Source organism: Knoellia sp. p5-6-4 (assembly GCF_029222705.1).
GTDB lineage: Bacteria > Actinomycetota > Actinomycetes > Actinomycetales > Dermatophilaceae > Pedococcus_A.
Map to the genome: position 1 here is coordinate 144582 of NZ_JARGZF010000001.1, position 19495 is coordinate 164076.

Below are 19495 nucleotides of genomic sequence, written 5' to 3' on the forward strand. Positions count from 1 at the left end.
CGAGGTTCCCCACATGACTGCCACACCACGCCGCCTCGCCGCCTTGGCCGCGGCCAGTGCTGCCGCCCTTGCCCTGCTCATCCCCTCCGCGCCGGCCACGGCATCTCCCCCAGTCCGCGTTGTGACCGCGGCAGCTCCCGCCGCTGCCCGCGCCGACGAGGACGACTCGAGAGCGGCTCTGCGAGAGGCAATGCAAGCCGTCATCGACGCAGGGGCCACGGGCGTCAACGCCCTGGTGGACGACGGCGACGACATCACCCGCCTCGCCGTCGGCCGCGCCCGCCTCGACCCGGAACGCCGGCTCCACCCCCAGGACCAGGCACGAGTCGGCAGCATCACCAAGACCGCGATCGCCGTGATCGCGCTCCAGCTCTCGCGTGAGGGCAAGCTCGACCTCGAGGACTCCATCGACGACTGGCTGCCGGGGGTGGTGCCCGGCGGTTCCGCGATCACCCTGCGCATGCTCCTCAACCACACCAGCGGGATCTTCAACTACACCGACGACCCCGACTTCTTCGCCAAGGCCTTCGCGGACCCGTACCGCGCGTGGACACCACGCGAGCTCATCGACCTCGCCCTCGAGAACAAACCGATGTTCCGGCCGGGCACGAGCTGGTCGTACAGCAACACCGGCTACATCCTGCTGGGCCTCGTGATCGAGAAGGCTTCCGACACCTCTGTCGCAGACCTGGTCAAACGGCGGGTGACCAGGCCGTTGCACCTCGAGGACACGTACTTCGCGAACGCGCCACGCTTCCGGGGCCCGTACGCCCACGGGTACACGCCGCCGGGTCTCTACTCCGCCGGCTACCTCGACACGTCGGGCTGGACGCCGACGTGGGCCTGGGCCGCTGGTGCCCTCGTGTCCAACACCAAGGACCTCAGGACGTTCTACCAGGCGCTGCTGTCCGGTGACCTGCTGCCCCGCTCCCTGCTCCGCGAGATGACCACCACCGTCAGCGTCTTCGCCGGGGCCGGGTACGGCTTGGGCATCCTCACGGTCGACACGCCCTGCGGGACGATCTGGGGCCACACCGGCGGCATCCCGGGCTACATCACCATCTCGTACCACAACCGCTCCGGCACTCGCAGCGCTGTCCTGGTGATGTCGACCGAGCCCAACGAGGCCATCGCGAAGAAGTTCGACGAGCTGGTCCTGCAGGCCGTCTGCACGATGTTCGGCAAGCCTGTCCCGGAAGCGGCCACCACGACGCCTCAGGCGGCGGGCGCGCCGGGCGCGGCGGCGCCGGTCGCCGCTGACCTGGGGTCGCGCAACTGACACGAGAGCGCGCCCACCTCTCCGGGAGAGACCCCTGAGAGGTGGGCATCTGGCCCACCTAGGGGTGGTGCCCCGTTGCCCTGTCGAGGAACCACAGTGGTGAGCAGGCCACCACCAAAGCCCTCGACACGAACGGAATCGCCATGACCCTGACTCCTCGTCGCCGGTCCGCCCTGCTCGGTCTCGCGCTCGCGAGCACAGCCGCGTTGGCCGCGGGTGGCTCAGCGGCCCTCGCCACTCGTGCCGCGAGCGACGTCCCCCGTCAGCACGTGAACGCCCCCGAACCCCCGGTCGGGGTCGGCCATCGCGCAGCAGCCACGTCGACGACGCCTCCGCCGACACCGGCACGCCCCTCGACCACGACGACGTCCGCACCTTCGGGGGTGCGGCCGCTGACCCTGGCGCAGGTCGTCGCGCTGGCCGTCCAACGGGGCGACGGCCGCGTGGACAAGGTCGAGGTGCAGGACGCTCCGACGGGACCCTTCTACGAGGTCGACGTGACCCGCCGGGACGGCACCGACGTGGAGGTCACCGTGGTCGGCCGCACAGCGCGGGTGACCGGGCAGGACCGTGACTCCGACGGTGCGAAGCCCCAGCACCGGGCCGCCCTGCGACTGACACTGCCCGAGGCTGTTGCGTTGGCCGTCAAGGCGACCCGCGCCAGTCTCGACTCGGTCGAGGTGCAGGACGCACCGACGGGACCCTTCTACGAGGTGGACCTGACCCGCCGGGACGGCACCGACGTGGAGGTCACCGTGGTCGGCCGCACGGCGCGCGTGACCGAGGACGACCGGAAGCGGGGGCAGCACTGACGCCGAACCCCCAGAGCCCCCGGAGTCTGACGGGTGGGAGGTCACCCATCCCTCCACTCTCAACGTATAGGGCACAGGGGGCCTTGCGGCAAGACCCGGGTCGTGCCGCAGAATCGCCGGCCGAGGCCAGCACCAGTGATGGGAATCGCACAATGCCCTTGACCACCCACGCGTTCGACCTTCCGGAGCACCTGGCCGCAAAGGCCGACCCGACGCTGATCGCCGACGACGAGCAGCACTTCGCGGCAATTGCTGCGAGCCTCGAGCAGACGGTCGCCGAGCTCTCCGAACGCCTCGACGCCGAGCGCGTCTCGCCCGCCCGAGCGGGTCAGGAGGTGCTGGAGCGAGACCTGGAGGTCCATCGCCTGACCGCACGCCTGCGCGCCCTGCGACGCTTCGGCCTGGACCTGTGCCTCGGGCACATGGTGATCGGAGACGAACCCGCGCCGGTCTACGTCGGACGGTTCGGCCTCACCGACCGCACGGGGCGCCAGCTGCTGGTCGACTGGCGCTCGCCCGCGGCCGAGCCGTTCTTCGCGGCGACCCACGCCAACCCGATGGGGCTGACCAGCCGGCGCCGGTACCGCTGGACCAGCGGCAGGGTCACCGACTACTGGGACGAGGTCTTCACGGCGGAGGCGTTCGAGGGCCACGCAACCGCGCTCGACGACCAGTCCGCCTTCATCGCCAGCCTCGGCGCCACCCGGTCTGCGCGCATGCGGGACGTGCTCGGCACCATCGCCGCCGACCAGGACGCCATCATCCGTGCGGGCTCGCGCGGGGCCCTCGTCGTCGACGGCGGTCCGGGCACGGGCAAGACCGTCGTCGCCCTGCACCGGACGGCATACCTCCTCTACTCCGACCCGCGCCTCGGGCACCGCCGTGGCGGCGTGCTGTTCGTCGGACCGCACCAGCCCTACCTCTCCTACGTCGGAGACGTCCTCCCCAGCCTCGGTGAGGAGGGCGTGCAGACCTGCACCCTGCGCGACCTCGTCCCCGAGGGAGCCGAGGCGGCGCCCGAGCCCGACCCGGACGTGGCCCGTCTCAAGGCCTCCGTCACCCTCGTCCGGGCGATCGAGCCGGCCGTCGCCCTCTACGAGGAACCGCCCACCGAGGGCATGTCGGTGACGACCCCGTGGGACGAGATCTGGCTCAGCCCGGACGACTGGGCCACAGCGTTCGACGCCCCGGCACCCGGCACACCGCACAACGAGGCCCGCGACGCGATCTGGGAGGAGCTGCTCACGATCATCGTGGACCGGCACGACGACGAGGCCTCGCCCGTGCTGGTCCGCAGGTCGCTGGAGCAGAACCGCGAGCTGCGCTCGACCCTGAACCGCGCCTGGCCGCTGCTCGAGGCGACCGACCTCGTCGGTGACCTGTGGTCGGTGCCCGCATACCTGCGCAGGTGCGCTCCGGCGCTGGGCCTCGAGGAGGTCCGCCGGCTCCAACGCCCCGACGCCAGTGCGTGGACGGTGTCCGACCTGCCTCTGCTCGATGCGGCACGCCAGCGACTCGGCGACCCGGCGGCCTCTCGGCGCAAGCGGCGTCGCGAGGCGGTCCTCGCCGCCGAACGAGAGGAGATGGCGAAGGTCGTCGAGCACCTCATCGCGACCGACGACTCCGAGATGCACGTCATGTCGATGCTGCGCGGGCAGGACCTGCGGAGTGCGCTGGTCGACGAGGCCGCAGAGCCCGGCGCCGACCCCGACCAGCTCGCCGGACCGTTCGCGCACGTGATCGTGGACGAGGCCCAGGAGCTGACCGACGCCGAGTGGCAGATGCTGCTGGGCCGCTGCCCGTCCCGCTCATTCACCATCGTCGGAGACCGCGCCCAGGCCCGGCACGGGTTCACGGAGTCGTGGCAGGAACGGCTCGGGCGGGTCGGGTTCGACCGCGTGAACCTGGCTTCCCTGAACATCAACTACCGCACGCCGGAAGAGGTCATGGCGGCGGCCGAACCGGTCATCCGGGCCGCCCTCCCGGACGCCAACGTGCCGACCTCCGTCCGCAGCGCCAGCGTGCCCGTCACCCACGGATCCACGGTGGAGCTGGGCACGATCCTCGACGCGTGGCTCGATGCGCACGTCGAGGGCATCGCCTGTGTCATCGGCACCGGTGACGTCCATGCCGGCAGGGTTCCCGTGACCTCCCGGGTCCGGTGGCTGACGCCAGAGCTGGCGAAGGGGCTCGAGTTCGACCTGGTCGTCCTCATCGACCCGGAGGCGTTCGGCACGGGTGTCGAAGGAGCCGTCGACCGCTACGTGGCGATGACCCGGGCAACCCAGCAGCTCGTCATCCTCACCAGCCCCTGACCGCGAGAAGGAGCGGTAAGGGAGGCCAAACCCGTTACGACACAGCGCTTCTCGTGGTCGTCTCCGGCAGCGGGTCACGCGGTGGGCGCGTCGCCGCGCTGGCCTGCAGCGCCGCGTCGAGGGCGTCGAGGATCAGCCCCAGCCCGACGTCGAACTCGTCGCCGAAGGTGTACCCCGGTCGCAGGTAGTACTCGCTGACCATGTCGGCCATGTGTGGGTACTCGTCCGTGGCGAACTGTTCCACGATCGGGCCGGCCACATCCGTGGTGACCGCTTCAGTGGCCTCGAACGGGAGGCTGGCCTCCTGGAGCGCGAAGCCGTAGGTGTAGCTGTCGATGAGCGCATACGCGTGGGCGGTCATCTCGCGCGAGAAGCCTGCCGCGCGCAGGGCGCCGAGCACCGCGTCGTGGTGCCGCAGCGTCGCCGGACCGGGGGTGGGACGCGACTCCAGCAGCCCGATCGCCCAGCGGTGGCTCCGCAGCACGCTGCGTGCGGAGTGTGCGCGTCGGCGCATCTCCGAGCGCCAGTCGCCGCCGCTGGACGGCAGCTCGATCTCGCTGAAGACGATGTCGACGAGCCCGTCGAGGATCTCCTCCTTGTTGGCTACGTGGTAGTACACCGACATCGGTTTCACGCCGAGCTCGTGGGCGAGTGAACGGATGGTCAAAGCGCCGAGACCGCCCTTGTCCGCGATCGCCAGGGCACCACGGAGCACCAGGTCCCTGCTCAGCCGGGGCCGGTTCGGTCCGCCCCCGCCTTCGGTGTCAGCCATCCACTTTCCCATCGGTCCAGGTCGATCCCTAGGCGGGTCTTACTTTGTACGGTACCGTCGTTCGTACAAAGTACCAAAGCGGCCCGGGGACCGCCCGCCGGCGGTGCTCGGGGCCAGACCACAGATCGGAAAGACATGGCCAAGACCACGAGGGAGTCCGCTCTCACCCAGCAGCCCGCGGCCTCGGAGCACGAGATGCGGGCCATCGCCCAGGACGGCTACGGCACCGTGGACGTCCTTCGGCTCGAGCGGGTCCCCCGCCCCGAGCTCGCCGACAACGAGGTGCTCGTGCGGGTGCACGCGGCCGGGCTGGACCGGGGCACCTGGCACGTGATGACCGGCCGCCCCTACCTGATGCGCGTGATCGGCTTCGGGTTCCGTCGTCCCAAGAACGGCGTGGCCGGTATCGACGTCGCGGGCACGGTTGTCGCCGTGGGTTCGGCGGTCACGAGGTTCGCGGTGGGCGACGAGGTCTTCGGGATGAGCCGAGGGTCGTTCGCGGAGTATGCCGCGGCCCGCGAGGACAAGCTCGCTCGCAAGCCCGCGAACCTGTCCTTCGAGCAGGCGGCGGTCGTTCCGATCTCCGCAGGCACTGCCCTTCAGGCGCTGACCGACTCCGGCCGAGTCGAGCCGGGCCAGCAGGTGCTGGTCATCGGCGCCTCGGGTGGGGTCGGCGGCTATGCCGTGCAGCTCGCCAAGGCGCTCGGTGCCGAAGTCACGGCCGTGTGCAGCACCGGCAAGCTCGACCTGGTGAGGGCCCTCGGAGCCGACCACGTCGTCGACTACACCCGTGAGGACTTCACCGACGGTGCCCACCACTACGACCTGGTCCTCGACATCGCAGGGAACACTCCCCTGTCGCGCCTTCGTCGCACCCTCACGCGCACCGGGACGCTGGTCATCGTCGGTGGCGAGGAAGGTGGCAGGTGGACCGGGGGTTTCGGCCGCTCGCTGCGGGCGCCGCTGCTCTCCCCCTTCGTCTCGCAGCGGCTGACCATGCTGGCCAGCAAGGAGCGCGCCAGCGACCTCGAGCGGCTCACCGAGCTCATCGAGTCCGGCAAGGTCACACCCAGCATCGACCGCACCTTCCCGCTGGAGCGGGTGCCGGACGCCATGCGCCACCTCGAGGCCGGCGAGGTCCGGGGAAAGGTCGCCATCACCTTGAGCACGCCGTAGCCGCTGCGGCGCCGGGAGCCGGCGCCTTGGCCCCGACCGTCCGGGACAGGACCACGATGTCTAACCCCACCGCGCCACCACCCATCGGGCACGACGGCCCGTCACTGCCAGCAGTCCTTCGGCCGCCAAGGTGGGGGGCCAAGAGCTCACGCCACCTCGCCGCACGTGTCGCCGGTGGCGGCATCCTGCTGCTGGCAGCGCTGGCCGCCTTCGCCAACATCGCCGTCCTCCAAGGGCTGGTGACCGACGGCGACGCGACCAGGACGGCCGCGGACATCCTGGCCTCCGACGGCACCTTCCGCTTCGGCGTCGCCAGCCTGTATGCCGTGGCGGCCCTGGACGTCCTGGTCGCCTGGGCACTCGTGGGAGTCTTCCGCCCCGTCCACCCCGGCCTCGCGAGGCTCGCTGCCTGGTTCAGGCTCGCCTACGCCGCAGTCTTCCTCGTGGCCATCGCCCAGCTCGCAGGAATACCCGACCTGTTGAGCACCAGGGACTCCGCGGCGTTCACCCCCGCCCAGGTCGACGCCACGGCCCTGGCCAAGGTCGACACGTTCACAGACATCTGGATGGCGGGCCTGCTGCTGTTCGGGGTCCACCTGGCCCTGCTCGGCTACCTGGTTCTCCGCTCCGGAGAGATGCCGAGGCTCCTCGGCATCCTGCTCGTCGTCGCCGGGCTCGGGTACGCCTTCGACACCATGGCCGCGGTCCTGTCCGCGGGGTCACTGCCTGCCGTGTCCACGGTGACCTTCGTCGGCGAGTCCCTGCTCGCCGTCTGGTTGCTGGTTCGTGCCCACCGGCTCGCGCCGGACCACCCGTCGTTCGACGCCGCACCCAAGACTGCCGTCACGGCATGACCACCCGGGGCGCACCGGCACTGCAGGACCGGCTGTGGCTGCCGTTTCACGCAGTCAGGGTCCGGACCGCGTCCGCAGCGGCGCACATCTCGGAGGAGTCCTCATGAACCGCACGCTCACCGCCGTCCTTCTCATGGCAGCAGCCATCCTGACCAACGCAGCCTTCACCGTGCTCGGTTCCGTGTTCAACTACCCCGACGTGCTGAAGGAGTCCACTGTCGACATCCTGGCGAGCTTTCGCGCCCACCAGGGACAGGTCACCTTCTGGTTCGCCATGATGGCGGTCTCCGCGGCCCTGTTCGCGCCCATCGCGATAGGCGTGGGCCGCCTGTCCACCCACCGGGCCATGGGCTGGGCCGTCCCGGTTGGCATCGCCGCCGCCGTGGTCCAGGTCATCGGCCTCTCCCGCTGGCCGCTGCTGGTGCCCGGGTTTGCCGCCGATGCTGCCAGCACCGACCCGGCCACCGCGGCGAGCGGTCGCGACGCGTTCGAGATGGCGCACTTGATCTTGGGCAACGTCATCGGCGAAACCTTGGGGTACATCTTCACCGCCGCATGGACACTGCTCGTCCTCGTCGCCCTGCACCGGACCCTGGCTGGTCTGTGGTTCACCGTCCTCGGCGCCGTCTCGGCGATCCTCATCGTCGCCGGAGTCCTGTCCCCGCTGGACCTGCCCATCATCGACAACGCGAACTTCGTCGGCTACGTCCTGTGGAGCGTCTGGGCCATCGTGTTCGCCGTCCTGCTGGTGGTGCGGCGTCCTCGCGCCACGGTCGATTCCCCTCAGGCAGCCGCCCTCCTCGGGGAACATGGCTGACCGCCGAAGGCCTCCTCAAGCCGGCGACGGCTGACCCGGCAGTGGGATCCAACCCAGTGCCCGGGCTCCACTAGCGGCTGGGGTTCGAGGCGGTCCACGACGACGGCGACGCCGTCATCATGCTCTGGCGGGCCGCCACTCCGTGGCCAACACGGCATACCGCCGCTTCGGGTGGCAGGTGGTCCAGCACGAAGGTCACTGCGCGGTGCACCTCCGGCGCCTCGATGACGTGGTAGTCGTCGAGCACCAACAGGGTCCGGCCCGGCTCGAGGTCGAGGTCGTTGACCACGGCGGTCAACACCACCTCGACCGGCGCCTCGGCCCCCGTGGCGACGAGCTGGGCCGCCTCGGGGAGCCGGCCCTGCACCTGCAGGGCGGCGACGACGTTCTCGAGGAACCGCCGCGGGTCGTTGTCGGTTGCGTCGAGCGAGAGCCACGCGACCTGGGGGTCGTCGTCGGCCTCGGCGAGCCACTGGCAGAGCAGCGTGGTCTTGCCGAACCCGGCCGGAGCCGACACGAGCACCAGTCGTGGGCGCTCCCCCGGCCCCAGGCGTTGCGCAAGGCGCGACCGCGGGACGAGGTCGCGGCGCGGGGCCGGCGGATGGATCTTGGTTGCCAGCATCGCCACAGGACGAGCATACGATCGACGGCATGGACTTCGACCGCTACACCGTCGTGCTGCTGGTGACCCCTGAGCACCCGCCGCAGCTCTCGGAGGACGAGGCCGACCGGCTCCAGGACGCGCACCTCAGCCACCTCGCCGACCTGCACGACCGCGGTGTGCTGCTCGCTGCCGGCCCGCTCGGCGAGCCTGGCGGTCGGCGGCACTACCGCGGCCTGTCGATCCTGCGTTGCGACCCCGAGGAGGCGCTGCGGCTGAAGGGCGAGGACCCGGCCGTGCGAGCCGGCGTCTTCGAGCTGGTCGCCATGCCGTGGATGCTGCCAGCCGGCGCCATCCACTTCACCCCGACGACGTTCCCCCGGTCGACCCGCGACGTGTGATGCCCTTGGCGTGGAAGGGGATCGGCTCCCGGGCGGCGACACCTGACCGCTCAGCCGCTCCCGCCCGGCTGCCATCGCCGCCGGTCGTCCATCCTGTCCTTTGCTAACTTCAGCGGGTGGACATAACGCGGATCGGACCTGCCGACTGGGAGAGGTTTCGGGCGGTGCGGCTGGCGTCGCTGTCCGAGTCTCCGGCGGCCTTCGGCTCACGACATGCCGACTGGGTCGATGCCCCCGCCGAGCGCTGGCAGTCCCGCCTGACTCAGGTTCCGCTGACTCTCCTGGCGCAGGAAGCCACACAGGTGGTGGGTGTCGTCAGTGGACAGCCTGTCGGAGAGGAATGGGTTGAGCTGATGTCGATGTGGGTGGCTCCGGCTGCTCGAGGCACGGGTGTTGCCGGTCAGCTCATCGGCGCGGTCGCGGAGTGGGCCGCTGGCCAGGGCAGGATGACCTACCTGATGGTTCGCAGCGACAACCCCCGCGCGCGGAAGTCGTACGAACGGGCTGGGTTCGTCGACACAGGAATCCCTGACGGTTGGCCTGCCGACGAGCCCCCGGAGCACCGGATGGAGCTGCGCACCTGACGCCGCTGCCCGAGCGGTGCCACAGACCGGCGATGTGCGTCCACGCGTCGATGCCCTGCTCACCGGTGAGGGGCGGGCGTGTGTGTCAACGGCCCAGGCCGCACTGCGTACCGCTGACGGGCTGGATAACCTCTCCGCATGGGGACCCGGGTTGAGCAGTACCTCGCGCATCTGGATCGCCTCAGCGGCGGTGTTGAGCCGCGGTTCTACCCGGTCGATCGCCAGGCCGGCGGCCCGCACAAGGTCACCAACATCATCTACCGCGACTTACCCGAGCCCGGCATGCTCACCGGCCTCACCTACGGCCTGTCCACGGCCGACCACGAGGAGTGGAGGCTCGGCCGGCCCGAGCTCTGCATCAGCATGGCGTCTGACGACGAGCGGTGGGGTCACGCCATCGGGCACCTCGCCAGCAGCCTGGTCCACGACTGCCCATTCGCGTACGGCGACACCATCGACTTCGGCGAGCCCATCGCGACCGATACGACGATGACTGCGTTTGTCGTATTCGCTCCTGCCGTGATGGAGCGAGCCGACTACCTCAACGTTCTCGGCGCACCTGAGGGCGCGGGCCCGCAAGACGTGGTCAACATCGCCGGCATGTACCCCATCCACGACAGCGAGCGCCTGTTCATCCGAGCTGAAGGCCTCGAGCGGTTCTGGCAGCTCGACTGGGACCCCTTTGACCCAGCTCGCCCGGCCATCGTCTGACACGTTCGCACCTGCTGCTCTCCCCGAGTTGGTCAACTGGCTCACGGTCGAGAACCTCGACTTGGGCGATCTCGTCACCAACGACGTCGAGGGTGAGCATGCCGGGGTGAACGGGCGCAGCCAGTCCAAGCGGGTGCGCCGCGAGTGCCCCCTCGGGTCAGCCGGGGAGGATCGTGAACGACGCCCCCTCCGCTTCACGTGCCGACCCATCGTGAGCCCGGCAACCGGCCCCGATGACGACGACGTCCAGCGGAGTGCGCTCCCGTAGGCCGTGACGCTGGGGCGGAGGGCCCCGCTCACCCCCGCAGCCCTAGTGCTCGGGGAGGGCAGCTTTGTCGCGCTCGGCACGGCGGTGGCCGTCGGCACGCTCGACCAGCGCGTCGACAGCCATGTGCGAGAAGAGGAGGAGGGTGAAGCGGTGGCGCACCAGGTCGAGGTCACCGCCGCGTGGCTGGCGGGAGAGCTCGAGCACGGCACGAGCCACCTCGGCCAGGCTCCAGCGCCGCTGGTCCACAGCCAGGCTGAGCAGGCCCACGGCCTCCGACGGAGTGATCGCGAAGATCAGCGCCACCATGGCCTTGGCCTGCTCGATCTCGGCGTGCTGGACCGTGGCCTGCTCGACGTCGGCCTTCTCGATCTCGGCCCGAACCCGACCCGGGTCGTCCGCGCTCATGGTTGCACCGCCGAGCCGGCAGGAAGAGTCACGACCACGCTTCTCCCCATCCCCCGATTTCCCGCAATGTGGCGGAACCGTCACACAGTGCGGTCTTTTCACGCAATTGTGGCACGCCCGAGACCGCAGGACGCCGATGTCGCGGCACGAGCTCGCGACGGCCGAGCACCCCTCCCGGTGCGGAACCTCCCCGACGGCGGGCGCACCGATCATGGCACTGCTAGGTTGCGGCAACCACCTCTTGGGAACTCAGAGAGAGGCACGGCGACGGCGACAGACGGACACGAGGGCCCTGACGACGCGGCGTACATCACTCCTCGGGTGCGCCTGGTCCTGGCGAGCGCGCTCATGCTCTTCGTGGAGCTGGCGCTCATCCGATGGACGTCGTCGAACAACCTGTACCTCGTCCACCTCACCAACTTCGTCCTGCTCGCCAGCTTCCTGGGCATCGGCCTCGGGTTCCTGCGAGCGTCGGCGCCTCAGGAGCTGTTCCGAGCCGCGCCGATGCTGCTGGCAGCACTCGTCGGGTTCGTCCTGCTCTTCCCGGTGCGGACCGGCACGGGACGCGGCGGGCGCTGGGAGCTCGTCGGCCTGTTCGACACTCCGCCGCTGCCGCGCCCGCTCAGCCTCACGATCGTGTTCCTTCTCACCGTCGCGGTCATGGTCGCGCTCGCGCAGGAGGTGGCTCGCACCTTCGCCCAGTTCCCGGCGCTGGAGGCATACCGACTGGACGTGCTCGGCAGCCTCAGCGGAATCGTCGCCTTCGCAGTGGTGTCGTTCCTGCGGATGCCGCCGCTGGCGTGGGGACTTGTCTCGGCGAGTGTCCTCGGGCTCCTGCTCGGGCCGCGGCTGTGGGCCGCAGCGCCCGTTCGGAAGAACGGGCGCGATCGGGTGGGTCGCCGGCTCCGGGCCTGGCCCGTGCTCGGCCTCGTGACACTGGTGCTGGTGCTCGGCGTCGAGTCGTTCGCCGGGACGTTCCAGTGGTCGCCCTACTACAAGATCCACACCCAGGACGTCGCCGACGGGCTCGTGCGGGTCGAGGTCAACAACACACCGTTGCAGACCGCGCTGCCCGTCGCGGAGATCCGTCGCAGCTCTCCCTTCTACCTCTACCCGTACGCCTACGCGACCACCCACGACGACGTGCTCGTCGTCGGCGCGGGCACAGGCAACGACGTCGCGGTCGCACTGGCCGAAGGTGCCCGGCACGTCGACGCCGTCGAAATCGACCCCGCTCTCGTGGAGATCGGCCGGGACCGGCACCCCGACCGGCCCTACTCCGACACCAGGGTCACGGTGCACGTCGACGACGGGCGGGCGTTCATGGAGCGCACCGACCGCCGTTACGACCTCATCCTGCTGGCACTGCCCGACTCGGCGACCATCGTCACCGGGCAGTCCGCGTTGCGGCTGGAGAACTACCTGTTCACCACGCAGGCGCTCGATCGTGCCCGGTCGCTGCTCAAGTCGGACGGCACCTTCGCGATGTACAACTACTACGAGCCCTGGCTCCTCGACAGGTACGCCAACACGATCAAGACGGTGTACGGAGTCGCGCCGTGCGTCCAGCTCGGACCCGCCTACGGGCCGCGCCAACAGGCGGTGCTGTCGCTGCACAAGGACGCCGGCACCGGGGGCTGCCCGCAGACCTGGGCGCCACGCGGCACGGCCCTCGAGCCGTCGGTCGACGACCGGCCGTTTCCCTACCTCGGGACCCGGTCCGTCCCCACGTTCTACCTGTGGATGCTCGGGTTGGTGCTGCTGGCGTCGGTGGTCCTGGTGAGGGTCACCGCGGGACCGCTGCGCCAGATGGTGCCCTACGTGGACCTGTTCTTCATGGGCGCAGCGTTCCTTCTCCTCGAGACCAAGAACGTGGTGCAGTTCGCGTTGCTGTTCGGCACGACGTGGGCGGTCAACGCGGCGGTGTTCGCTGGGGTGCTGGTCAGCGTGCTGGCCGCGATCGAAGTCGCGCGGCGGGTGCGCATCCGGCATCCGTTGTGGTTGTACGCAGCCTTGCTCGCCGCCCTCGCGGCGGCCTGGCTGATCCCGCAGGAGTCGTTGCTCGACCTGGCGCCCGCCCCCCGGTTCGCTGCAGCAGTGACGATCGCCTTCCTCCCGGTGTTCCTGGCCAACCTGGTGTTCGCGGTCCGGTTCAAGGACACGGCGTCGTCCACAACGGCGTTCGGCGCCAACCTGCTCGGTGCGATGGTCGGCGGGGCACTGGAGTACCTCTCCCTGGTCCTCGGGTTCGATGCGCTGCTGGTCGTCGTCGGCCTGTTGTACGGACTCGCCCTGCTCACCGGCTACCGACACCTCGTCGCACGCCGCACCTGAGCGCCTGGCTGAGTGATGCGTTCGCGCGGATCAGGGACGTCCTGGCCTGGTTGGCGACCTCCGCCTGAACGGGGGACCTCTCAACGGCGGTCAGTCGGCCGGGTCCTGCTGCAGCAGCTCCGTGAGCGAGGCGGCCTCCTCGGCGCAGGCAGGGCAGCCGAGCAGGTGGCGTTCCATGGCGACGTCGCGGGGACCCCCCTCCAGCACGGCCTCGACGTGGGTGTCCAGCCGCTCGAAGCACTCCTCGCAGGAGAGCCATGGCGTGGTGTCCAGCAGGAGGTCGGCGACGACGCGGGGAGTCAGCTGGCGTGGCGAAGGGGTGGTCATGAGGTCCCTGCCTCGGGTCGGAGGGTGCTGCGGTGTCGCGCGCCCCCGCCAGGGGACGACGCCGCGTCGAGGTGTCCGGTCAGGGTCAGCTCGTCGCGGAGGCGAGACCTGACGTCGTGCACGGTCTTGTAGAGGGCGCCTCGCGTGGTGCCCAGGCGTTCCGCGAGGACGTCGATCGGCACCTGCTCGACCAGCAGCGCCACAGCGATGCGGCGCTGGTAGGGGGTGAGCCGGCGCCGCATCGCGTCGGCGACGGCCCGAGCCAGGTCGGTCGCCTCCGCCTGCTCCTCGGGTCCCTCGCCGGCTGTCGCGGGCACGTCGAGGTCTCCCAGCTCCACCTGCCGGTGCTGCCACTGCAGCCGCCGCACGTCGGTGCCCGCCTGCACGATCGCGAACTTGAAGGCCCACGTCGTGAACCGGCTGCGCCCCTCGAAGGTGTGCAGCTTGCCGAGCAGGCTCGTCATGGCCTCGTCGGCGGCCTGGTTGACGATCTCGTCGACGGCGGCCGGTGACGGGTCCGGCAGCGCGTTGCGCAACCGCCACACCTGGTGCGCCGCAGCCCGAACCATCAGACCGTGCAGCTGCCGCTGGGCTGCGGTCTGCTCCGGCCCGGGGGTCGTCAGGGCCGCGATCCAGTCCAGCGGTTCGTGCGGTCGGGTCCGCGGGCCCTGGTCCGTCGACACGCGCCCGCCGCAGCCTGCGCTGCCCACCGTCATCGGCGCAGCCCCTCCAGTGGCGAGAGGATCCGTGCCGCGAGCTCGGGTGGGCACCCACGGTCGACCAGCTGGAGCAGAGCGTGCAGGTCGACCCGCTGTCGGGCCAGCTCGTCGGCCAGAGCGGGCGGGAAGCCGTACTCCAGCAGGCGGCACCGTCGCCAACCGACGATGTCGGTCGCAGCACCAGAGCCCAGGCACGGACGCCGGGCGGGAGAGAAGTTCGTCGTCATGCCCTGTCTGCTGCGCGCGGAGGTCGATGTCTTACCGCAGTCCGCGAGGTCGGTAAGACCGACGCGAGCCGTGCGCTCTAACACGATGACAGCCTCCCACGTGCTCGGCGTCCCGTCACGGGTCGCGCACCGCGGAGGACGCGCCTGGACCGAGGAGGACCATGATGGCGACCACATCCACCGACCAGCCGGCGGGAAGGGCTCGACTGCGCACCGACCCCGCGCACCAGGCCTACGTGCTGCTGCGCAGCACCTTCGTGGTCGCGCCCGTGGTGTTCGGAGCCGACAAGTTCACCAACCTGCTGACCGACTGGGAGACCTACCTCGCGCCGGGCATCAGCGACCTGCTTCCCGTCACGCCACAGCAGGCGATGTATGCCGTGGGGCTCGTGGAGATCGCGGCGGGCCTTCTGGTGGCGGTCCGTCCGCGCGTCGGCGCCGCAGTGGTGGCTGCCTGGCTTGCCGGCATCGTGGCCAACCTGCTTCTGTTGCAGAGGTTCTACGACATCGCGCTGCGTGACGTCGGCCTGCTGGTAGCAGCAGTCGCGTTGCAGCGCCTCGGCACTCGGTACGACTCCGCGCACGCCTCATGGCGGCGGAAGGCAGCGCCGTGAGCGCGGAGCCAGTGACCCACGGCTCCGGTGGCCGGGCACTGCGTGGGGTGGCACCCGGGCCGCGACCACACGGTGGGCGACCCGGCGCCGCAGCCGAGACGGCCACCTCCGGCGCCCGGCTGCTCCTGAGCGGTCTCGGGATCGACCTGACGAGCGAGTCGCTGCAGCGCACGCCCGAGCGCATGGCCGGTGCGCTGTCCGAGCTGCTCACCCCGAGGCCGTTCGAGCTCACCACCTTCCCCAACGACGGGGGCTACGACGAGCTGATCGTGGCACGCGGCATACCGATGCGGTCGCTCTGCGAGCACCACATGCTGCCCTTCGTGGGCACCGCCCACATCGGCTACCTGCCGGGCGAGCGCATCCTCGGCCTCTCGAAGCTCGCACGCGTGCTGGAGCACTTCTCGCGACGCCCGCAGGTGCAGGAGCGCCTGACCACCCAGGTGGCGGGCTGGCTCCAGGAGCACCTCCAGCCGACCGGCGTGGGCGTCGTCATCGAGGCCGAACACTTCTGCATGACCCTGCGCGGGGTGCAGGCCCCCGGCACCACCACCATCACCTCGAGCCTGCTCGGCTCGCTGCGCACCGACGCCCGCTCCCGCGCCGAGTTCCTCGCGCTCACCCACGGCCCTCGCTGAGGCCCGGCACCACCACAGGAGGTCTGATGTCCAGGAGCACTGTTGCGATCGTCGGAGCGGGGCTCGCCGGCGCCAGGACAGCCGAGGCGTTGCGGGCCCGTGGCTACGACGGAGACGTCGTGCTGGTGGGCGAGGAGCCCCACCCGCCCTACGAGCGGCCGGCGCTGTCCAAGAGCCACCTCATCGACGGTCCCCTCGGCGAGAAGATCCTCGTCAACGCCGAGGACTGGTACGACGAGCACGAGGTGGAGCTGGTCACGGGACACGCCGTGACCGGCTTCGACCCGCGCGAGCGCCGGCTGTCCGTCGCCGGCACGGCCGAGATTCGTTACCGCGCACTGGTGCTCACCACGGGCGCAGGGTCACGACGGCTGCGCCTCCCCGGTGCCGACCTCGCAGGTGTCCACCACCTGCGCACCGTCGAGGACAGCACCGCCCTGTATGCCGCGTTGGGGCGCCGTCCCCGGACCGTCGTCATCGGGGGTGGCTGGATCGGTCTGGAGGTCGCCGCCGCGGCAACGTCGCACGGAGCGGAGGTGACGGTGCTGGAGCAGGCACCGGTGCCGATGGAGCACGTGCTCGGCGCCCGGATGGCTGGCGTGCTCCTTCGCGCCCACCGCGACCACGGAGTCGATGTCCGCGGCGGGGTGCACGTCACCGCCCTCCGGCAGGGCGGCCGCGGTCGGGTGGCCGGCGTGGTGCTCGCCGACGGCCGCAGCCTGGACGCCGACGTCGTGGTCGTCGGGATCGGGGCGGAGCCCCGCACCGAGCTGGCCCTGCAGGGCGGTCTCGAGGTGTCGAACGGTGTGGTGGTCGACGCGGGCCTGCGCAGCTCGGCTCCCGCCATCTACGCGGCGGGAGACGTGGCCAACGCCTGGCACCCGACCCTGCACCGACGGCTGCGCGTGGAGCACTGGGACAACGCCCTGCACCAGCCCGACACGGTGGCCGCCTCGATCCTCGGCGTCGACTCCCCCTACGACCGGCTCCCCTACTTCTTCAGCGACCAGTACGACCTCGGGCTCGAGTACACAGGGTGGGTCGACCCTGCTGCAGCCCATGAGGTGGTCGTCCGCGGAGACGAGGAATCCGGCCGGTTCATGGCCTTCTGGGTGCGTGACGGAGCGGTGGCAGCCGGCATGGGCGTGAACGAGTGGGGGCAGGTCGACGCCGTGCAGGCGCTCATCCGCTCTGGTGCGGTCGTCGACGCCTCGCTCCTGGCCGATACCGACGTGCCCCTCGAGCAGCTGCAGCCTCCTGGTGCGTCATGAGGCGTGGTGACCCGGCGGCCGTCGACGCAGGCGGCACCGGCTGTGTCGGTGCGACAGCAGTCCCAGCCACGCGCCCGCGCAGGACCGACGGGTTCGCGCCGCTGCGCGGTTACGCGGCGCTCGGCGACGGCCGCAGCGTCGCCCTCGTCGCCGAGGATGGCTCGATCGACTGGCTCGCCTGGCCCAACCTCGACTCCGACGGCTGCCTCTTCGCCCTGCTCGACCCCGACCGAGGAGGCGCGTTCACCCTCGCCCCGGTCGAGGCCTTCACCGTGCAGCGCCGCTACCTGCCCGGCACCAACGTGCTCGAAACGGTCTTTCGCACCGAGTCCGGATCGGTCCGGGTGCTCGACGCGCTCACGCTCAACGGCAGCCGGCTGGGCCCGGTGCGAGAGCTCCAGCGGCGCGTCGAGGGACGCGAGGGCACCGTTAACCTGGCCTGGTCGGTGCGGCCGCAGTTCGGCTTCGGGAAGCGCCGGGTGCGCCTCGGCGAGCGGGCCGGTGTGCCGGTCGCCACCGCAGGCTCTGACGTCGTCGCCGTGATCTCCTTCGGCGCGGGTGTGCCCTCGGCCACCGACGGCCGCATCCGGGGTCGGCTCACCACCACGCCCGGCTCCCACAGCGTGCTGGCCCTGTGCGGCGCATTCGGTGAGCCGCTGGTGATTCCGTCGGCAGGTGACCTGGCCGAACGCTTCGACCGCACCCTGGAGGGGTGGCGCCGCTGGTGCGGCAGACTGACCTACGACGGCCCGTGGCGGGAGGTCGTGCTGCGCAGTGCCCTGGCGCTGAAGCTGCTGGTCTTCAGCCCCTCGGGCGCGGTGGCGGCAGCGGCGACGACGTCGCTGCCCGAGCTCGTCGGCGGCGAGCGGAACTGGGACTACCGTTACTCATGGGTCCGCGACGCCGCCCTCACCCTGGGCACTCTCCTGCGGCTGGGCTGCACGGCCGAAGCCGAGGCCTACTTCTGGTGGCTCGTGCAGGCCACCCAGCTGACGCATCCACGACTGCAGCCGCTCTACCGTCTGGACGGCGGACCGCGGGCCAGCGAGCGGGCGCTGCCGTTGAGGGGCTACCGCGACTCCCGACCGGTGAGGGTCGGCAACGCCGCCGCGACCCAACAGCAGCTCGACACCTACGGCGAGCTGCTCGACTGCGCCTGGCTGCACGTCGAGGCCGGCGGGAAGCTCGACCCCGACATCGGCCGGCGACTGGCACAGGTGGCCGACCTCGTCGCGCGCCAGTGGTCCGAGCGCGATGCCGGGATCTGGGAGGTGCGCAGTGCACCTCGGCACTTCACGCACTCGAAGATGTTGTGCTGGGTTGCCCTCGACCGGGCCTGCCGCCTGGCGGCCCGTGGGCTCATCCCGACCACCCGGCAGGCGCAGTGGCGCCTCGCCGCCGTCGAGTGCGGGCGATTCATCGAGCAGCGCTGCTACTCCCCCACCCTCGGCAGCTACACCAGGTCAGCCGAGAGTGAGGAGCTGGACGCCGGTGTCCTGCTCGGACTGCTGGCGGGGTACGGCGAGGCTCGCGCGGACCGGTGGCGCGGGACCGTCGACACCATTCGCGGTCGCCTCGGGCGGGGCGACCTGCTGCGGCGCTACACCGGAGACGACGGCCTGGCCGGCCACGAGGGCGCGTTCGTCGCCTGCTCGTTCTGGCTCGTCGAGGCGCTGGCCCGCACCGGGCGCGTGGCCGACGCGGCCGCCCTCATGGACCGGCTCGTCGGACTGACCAACGACGTCGGGCTCCTGGCGGAGGAGATCGACCCTGCGACGGGGGACTTCCTCGGCAACCTTCCCCAAGGGTTGAGCCACCTGGCCCTGGTCAGCGCCGCCATGGCGGCCTCGGAGGGGATCGACCACCCATGAACCTCCTCCAGGCGGTGGCCGGCGGGCTGGTGGGGACTGTGGTCCTCACCTCGGTGCTCCGCGCCGCAACCGAGCTGCACCTGACCCGCATGGACCTGCCGTTCCTGCTCGGCACCGCTGTGACCGACGACCGCACCGCGGCGAAGGCGCTCGGTTACGTGCTGCACCTGCTGTTCGGCCAGCTCTTCGCCCTGGTCTACCTCCTGCTCTTCACCGCCCTCGAGCGGCACGACTGGTGGCTCGGTGCGCTGTTCGGCGCCGGCCACGGCCTGTTCGCTGGCACCGTGCTCATCAACGTGCTCCTCCCCCTCGTCCACCCACGGATGGGCAGCGAGATGAGCGACGCGACGGAGGTGTCCCTCCTCGAGCCACCCGGCTTCCTCGGCCTCAACTACGGTCCCCAGACAGCGAGCGTCGGACTGTTCGCCCATGTGGTGTTCGGCATCACCATCGCCGCTTTCGTCACTGGTTCCGGCTGACCCGGACAAGGGTGCTGGTT

The 19495-nt window shown here is 70.8% G+C and carries 21 protein-coding genes; 15 read left to right on the top strand and 6 right to left on the bottom strand.

Going from position 1 to position 19495, the window contains the following annotated elements; translation table 11 throughout:
• Positions 1-13 precede the first annotated feature (13 nt).
• From P2F65_RS00720 to helR, 3 genes are all read left to right on the top strand, one after another.
• Positions 14-1279 (top strand): serine hydrolase domain-containing protein, encoded by a 1266-nt coding sequence (locus P2F65_RS00720; RefSeq protein ID WP_275803188.1) that lies wholly within the window; start codon positions 14-16, stop codon positions 1277-1279.
• Between the two features lie 143 nt (positions 1280-1422).
• Positions 1423-2091 (top strand): hypothetical protein, encoded by a 669-nt coding sequence (locus tag P2F65_RS00725; RefSeq protein WP_275803189.1) that lies wholly within the window; start codon positions 1423-1425, stop codon positions 2089-2091.
• 152 nt (positions 2092-2243) lie between these two features.
• A complete protein-coding gene (gene helR / locus P2F65_RS00730; protein WP_275803190.1) occupies positions 2244-4406 on the top strand; it encodes an RNA polymerase recycling motor ATPase HelR in 2163 nt (720 codons plus the stop codon).
• A gap of 34 nt (positions 4407-4440) precedes the next feature.
• Here helR and P2F65_RS00735 read toward each other — a convergent pair whose 3' ends face one another.
• Entirely contained in the window at positions 4441-5178 is a 738-nt protein-coding gene (locus tag P2F65_RS00735) for a TetR/AcrR family transcriptional regulator (protein WP_275803191.1), read from the bottom strand.
• Between the two features lie 135 nt (positions 5179-5313).
• Here P2F65_RS00735 and P2F65_RS00740 point away from each other — a divergent pair, with 135 nt between their 5' ends.
• The 3 genes from P2F65_RS00740 to P2F65_RS00750 all read left to right on the top strand — a co-directional run bounded on the left by P2F65_RS00740 (position 5314) and on the right by P2F65_RS00750 (position 8025).
• Positions 5314-6354 carry an NAD(P)-dependent alcohol dehydrogenase gene (locus P2F65_RS00740; protein ID WP_275803192.1) on the top strand — a complete coding sequence of 347 codons (1041 nt, stop codon included), beginning with the start codon at positions 5314-5316 and terminating at the stop codon, positions 6352-6354.
• Positions 6355-6410: 56 nt separating this feature from the next.
• Complete coding sequence (locus P2F65_RS00745; RefSeq protein ID WP_275803193.1) at positions 6411-7208, top strand: DUF4386 domain-containing protein; 798 nt, start codon at positions 6411-6413, stop codon at positions 7206-7208.
• 103 nt (positions 7209-7311) lie between these two features.
• Positions 7312-8025 (top strand): DUF4386 family protein, encoded by a 714-nt coding sequence (locus tag P2F65_RS00750; protein ID WP_275803194.1) that lies wholly within the window; start codon positions 7312-7314, stop codon positions 8023-8025.
• 70 nt (positions 8026-8095) lie between these two features.
• Here the strand turns inward: P2F65_RS00750 and P2F65_RS00755 are convergent, their stop codons facing one another.
• The gene (locus P2F65_RS00755; protein ID WP_275803195.1) at positions 8096-8653 is read right to left on the bottom strand and encodes a hypothetical protein; all 558 of its coding nucleotides are present in this window, start codon (positions 8651-8653) and stop codon (positions 8096-8098) included.
• A 23-nt stretch (positions 8654-8676) separates the two neighbouring features.
• On the opposite strand from P2F65_RS00755, the gene P2F65_RS00760 reads away from it, so the two are divergent.
• From P2F65_RS00760 to P2F65_RS00770, 3 genes are all read left to right on the top strand, one after another.
• Positions 8677-9027, top strand: coding sequence for a YciI family protein (locus tag P2F65_RS00760; RefSeq protein WP_275803196.1), 351 nt, complete (start codon positions 8677-8679; stop codon positions 9025-9027).
• 164 nt (positions 9028-9191) lie between these two features.
• Positions 9192-9611 carry a GNAT family N-acetyltransferase gene (locus tag P2F65_RS00765; protein ID WP_275803197.1) on the top strand — a complete coding sequence of 140 codons (420 nt, stop codon included), beginning with the start codon at positions 9192-9194 and terminating at the stop codon, positions 9609-9611.
• Between the two features lie 138 nt (positions 9612-9749).
• Complete coding sequence (locus P2F65_RS00770; protein ID WP_275803198.1) at positions 9750-10322, top strand: suppressor of fused domain protein; 573 nt, start codon at positions 9750-9752, stop codon at positions 10320-10322.
• 310 nt (positions 10323-10632) lie between these two features.
• Here the strand turns inward: P2F65_RS00770 and P2F65_RS00775 are convergent, their stop codons facing one another.
• On the bottom strand, positions 10633-10995 hold the full coding sequence (locus P2F65_RS00775; protein WP_275803199.1) for a hypothetical protein: 363 nt from the start codon (positions 10993-10995) through the stop codon (positions 10633-10635).
• A gap of 321 nt (positions 10996-11316) precedes the next feature.
• Here P2F65_RS00775 and P2F65_RS00780 point away from each other — a divergent pair, with 321 nt between their 5' ends.
• Entirely contained in the window at positions 11317-13329 is a 2013-nt protein-coding gene (locus P2F65_RS00780) for a methyltransferase domain-containing protein (RefSeq protein WP_275803200.1), read from the top strand.
• Between the two features lie 90 nt (positions 13330-13419).
• Here the strand turns inward: P2F65_RS00780 and P2F65_RS00785 are convergent, their stop codons facing one another.
• From P2F65_RS00785 to P2F65_RS00795, 3 genes are read right to left on the bottom strand one after another with little or no spacing between them, the layout of a single operon-like run.
• A complete protein-coding gene (locus P2F65_RS00785; RefSeq protein WP_275803201.1) occupies positions 13420-13656 on the bottom strand; it encodes a hypothetical protein in 237 nt (78 codons plus the stop codon).
• Positions 13653-14339 carry a sigma-70 family RNA polymerase sigma factor gene (locus P2F65_RS00790; RefSeq protein ID WP_275803202.1) on the bottom strand — a complete coding sequence of 229 codons (687 nt, stop codon included), beginning with the start codon at positions 14337-14339 and terminating at the stop codon, positions 13653-13655. Before P2F65_RS00790 ends, P2F65_RS00785 begins: the two co-directional genes overlap by 4 nt.
• Positions 14340-14368: 29 nt before the next feature.
• Positions 14369-14602: a hypothetical protein gene (locus P2F65_RS00795; RefSeq protein ID WP_275803203.1), complete on the bottom strand. Its 234-nt coding sequence runs from the start codon at positions 14600-14602 to the stop codon at positions 14369-14371.
• 164 nt (positions 14603-14766) lie between these two features.
• Between P2F65_RS00795 and P2F65_RS00800 the strand changes: the two genes are divergently transcribed.
• Genes P2F65_RS00800 through P2F65_RS00820 form a run of 5 tightly spaced genes read left to right on the top strand, consistent with a single transcriptional unit; the run spans position 14767 to position 19475 of the window.
• Positions 14767-15216: a hypothetical protein gene (locus tag P2F65_RS00800; RefSeq protein ID WP_275803204.1), complete on the top strand. Its 450-nt coding sequence runs from the start codon at positions 14767-14769 to the stop codon at positions 15214-15216.
• On the top strand, positions 15213-15854 hold the full coding sequence (gene folE / locus P2F65_RS00805; RefSeq protein WP_275803205.1) for a GTP cyclohydrolase I FolE: 642 nt from the start codon (positions 15213-15215) through the stop codon (positions 15852-15854). The genes P2F65_RS00800 and folE overlap by 4 nt, the downstream gene beginning before the upstream one ends.
• Before the next feature lie 26 nt (positions 15855-15880).
• Positions 15881-17125: an FAD-dependent oxidoreductase gene (locus tag P2F65_RS00810; RefSeq protein WP_275803206.1), complete on the top strand. Its 1245-nt coding sequence runs from the start codon at positions 15881-15883 to the stop codon at positions 17123-17125.
• Entirely contained in the window at positions 17122-18996 is a 1875-nt protein-coding gene (locus P2F65_RS00815) for a glycoside hydrolase family 15 protein (RefSeq protein WP_275803208.1), read from the top strand. Before P2F65_RS00810 ends, P2F65_RS00815 begins: the two co-directional genes overlap by 4 nt.
• Positions 18993-19475 carry a hypothetical protein gene (locus P2F65_RS00820; RefSeq protein WP_275803210.1) on the top strand — a complete coding sequence of 161 codons (483 nt, stop codon included), beginning with the start codon at positions 18993-18995 and terminating at the stop codon, positions 19473-19475. The genes P2F65_RS00815 and P2F65_RS00820 overlap by 4 nt, the downstream gene beginning before the upstream one ends.
• Positions 19476-19495 lie beyond the last annotated feature (20 nt).

Bases quoted from the DNA above. Each gene is read 5' to 3' on its own strand.
- P2F65_RS00820 (WP_275803210.1), top strand. From the start codon at position 18,993: ATGAACCTCCTCCAGGCGGTGGCCGGCGGGCTGGTGGGGACTGTGGTC.
- helR (WP_275803190.1), top strand. From the start codon at position 2,244: ATGCCCTTGACCACCCACGCGTTCGACCTTCCGGAGCACCTGGCCGCA.
- P2F65_RS00785 (WP_275803201.1), bottom strand. From the start codon at position 13,656: ATGACCACCCCTTCGCCACGCCAGCTGACTCCCCGCGTCGTCGCCGAC.
- P2F65_RS00750 (WP_275803194.1), top strand. From the start codon at position 7,312: ATGAACCGCACGCTCACCGCCGTCCTTCTCATGGCAGCAGCCATCCTG.
- P2F65_RS00775 (WP_275803199.1), bottom strand. From the start codon at position 10,995: ATGAGCGCGGACGACCCGGGTCGGGTTCGGGCCGAGATCGAGAAGGCC.
- P2F65_RS00760 (WP_275803196.1), top strand. From the start codon at position 8,677: ATGGACTTCGACCGCTACACCGTCGTGCTGCTGGTGACCCCTGAGCAC.
- P2F65_RS00745 (WP_275803193.1), top strand. From the start codon at position 6,411: ATGTCTAACCCCACCGCGCCACCACCCATCGGGCACGACGGCCCGTCA.
- P2F65_RS00770 (WP_275803198.1), top strand. From the start codon at position 9,750: ATGGGGACCCGGGTTGAGCAGTACCTCGCGCATCTGGATCGCCTCAGC.
- P2F65_RS00720 (WP_275803188.1), top strand. From the start codon at position 14: ATGACTGCCACACCACGCCGCCTCGCCGCCTTGGCCGCGGCCAGTGCT.
- P2F65_RS00740 (WP_275803192.1), top strand. From the start codon at position 5,314: ATGGCCAAGACCACGAGGGAGTCCGCTCTCACCCAGCAGCCCGCGGCC.
- P2F65_RS00815 (WP_275803208.1), top strand. From the start codon at position 17,122: ATGAGGCGTGGTGACCCGGCGGCCGTCGACGCAGGCGGCACCGGCTGT.
- P2F65_RS00810 (WP_275803206.1), top strand. From the start codon at position 15,881: ATGTCCAGGAGCACTGTTGCGATCGTCGGAGCGGGGCTCGCCGGCGCC.
- P2F65_RS00795 (WP_275803203.1), bottom strand. From the start codon at position 14,602: ATGACGACGAACTTCTCTCCCGCCCGGCGTCCGTGCCTGGGCTCTGGT.
- P2F65_RS00800 (WP_275803204.1), top strand. From the start codon at position 14,767: ATGGCGACCACATCCACCGACCAGCCGGCGGGAAGGGCTCGACTGCGC.
- P2F65_RS00725 (WP_275803189.1), top strand. From the start codon at position 1,423: ATGACCCTGACTCCTCGTCGCCGGTCCGCCCTGCTCGGTCTCGCGCTC.
- P2F65_RS00735 (WP_275803191.1), bottom strand. From the start codon at position 5,178: ATGGCTGACACCGAAGGCGGGGGCGGACCGAACCGGCCCCGGCTGAGC.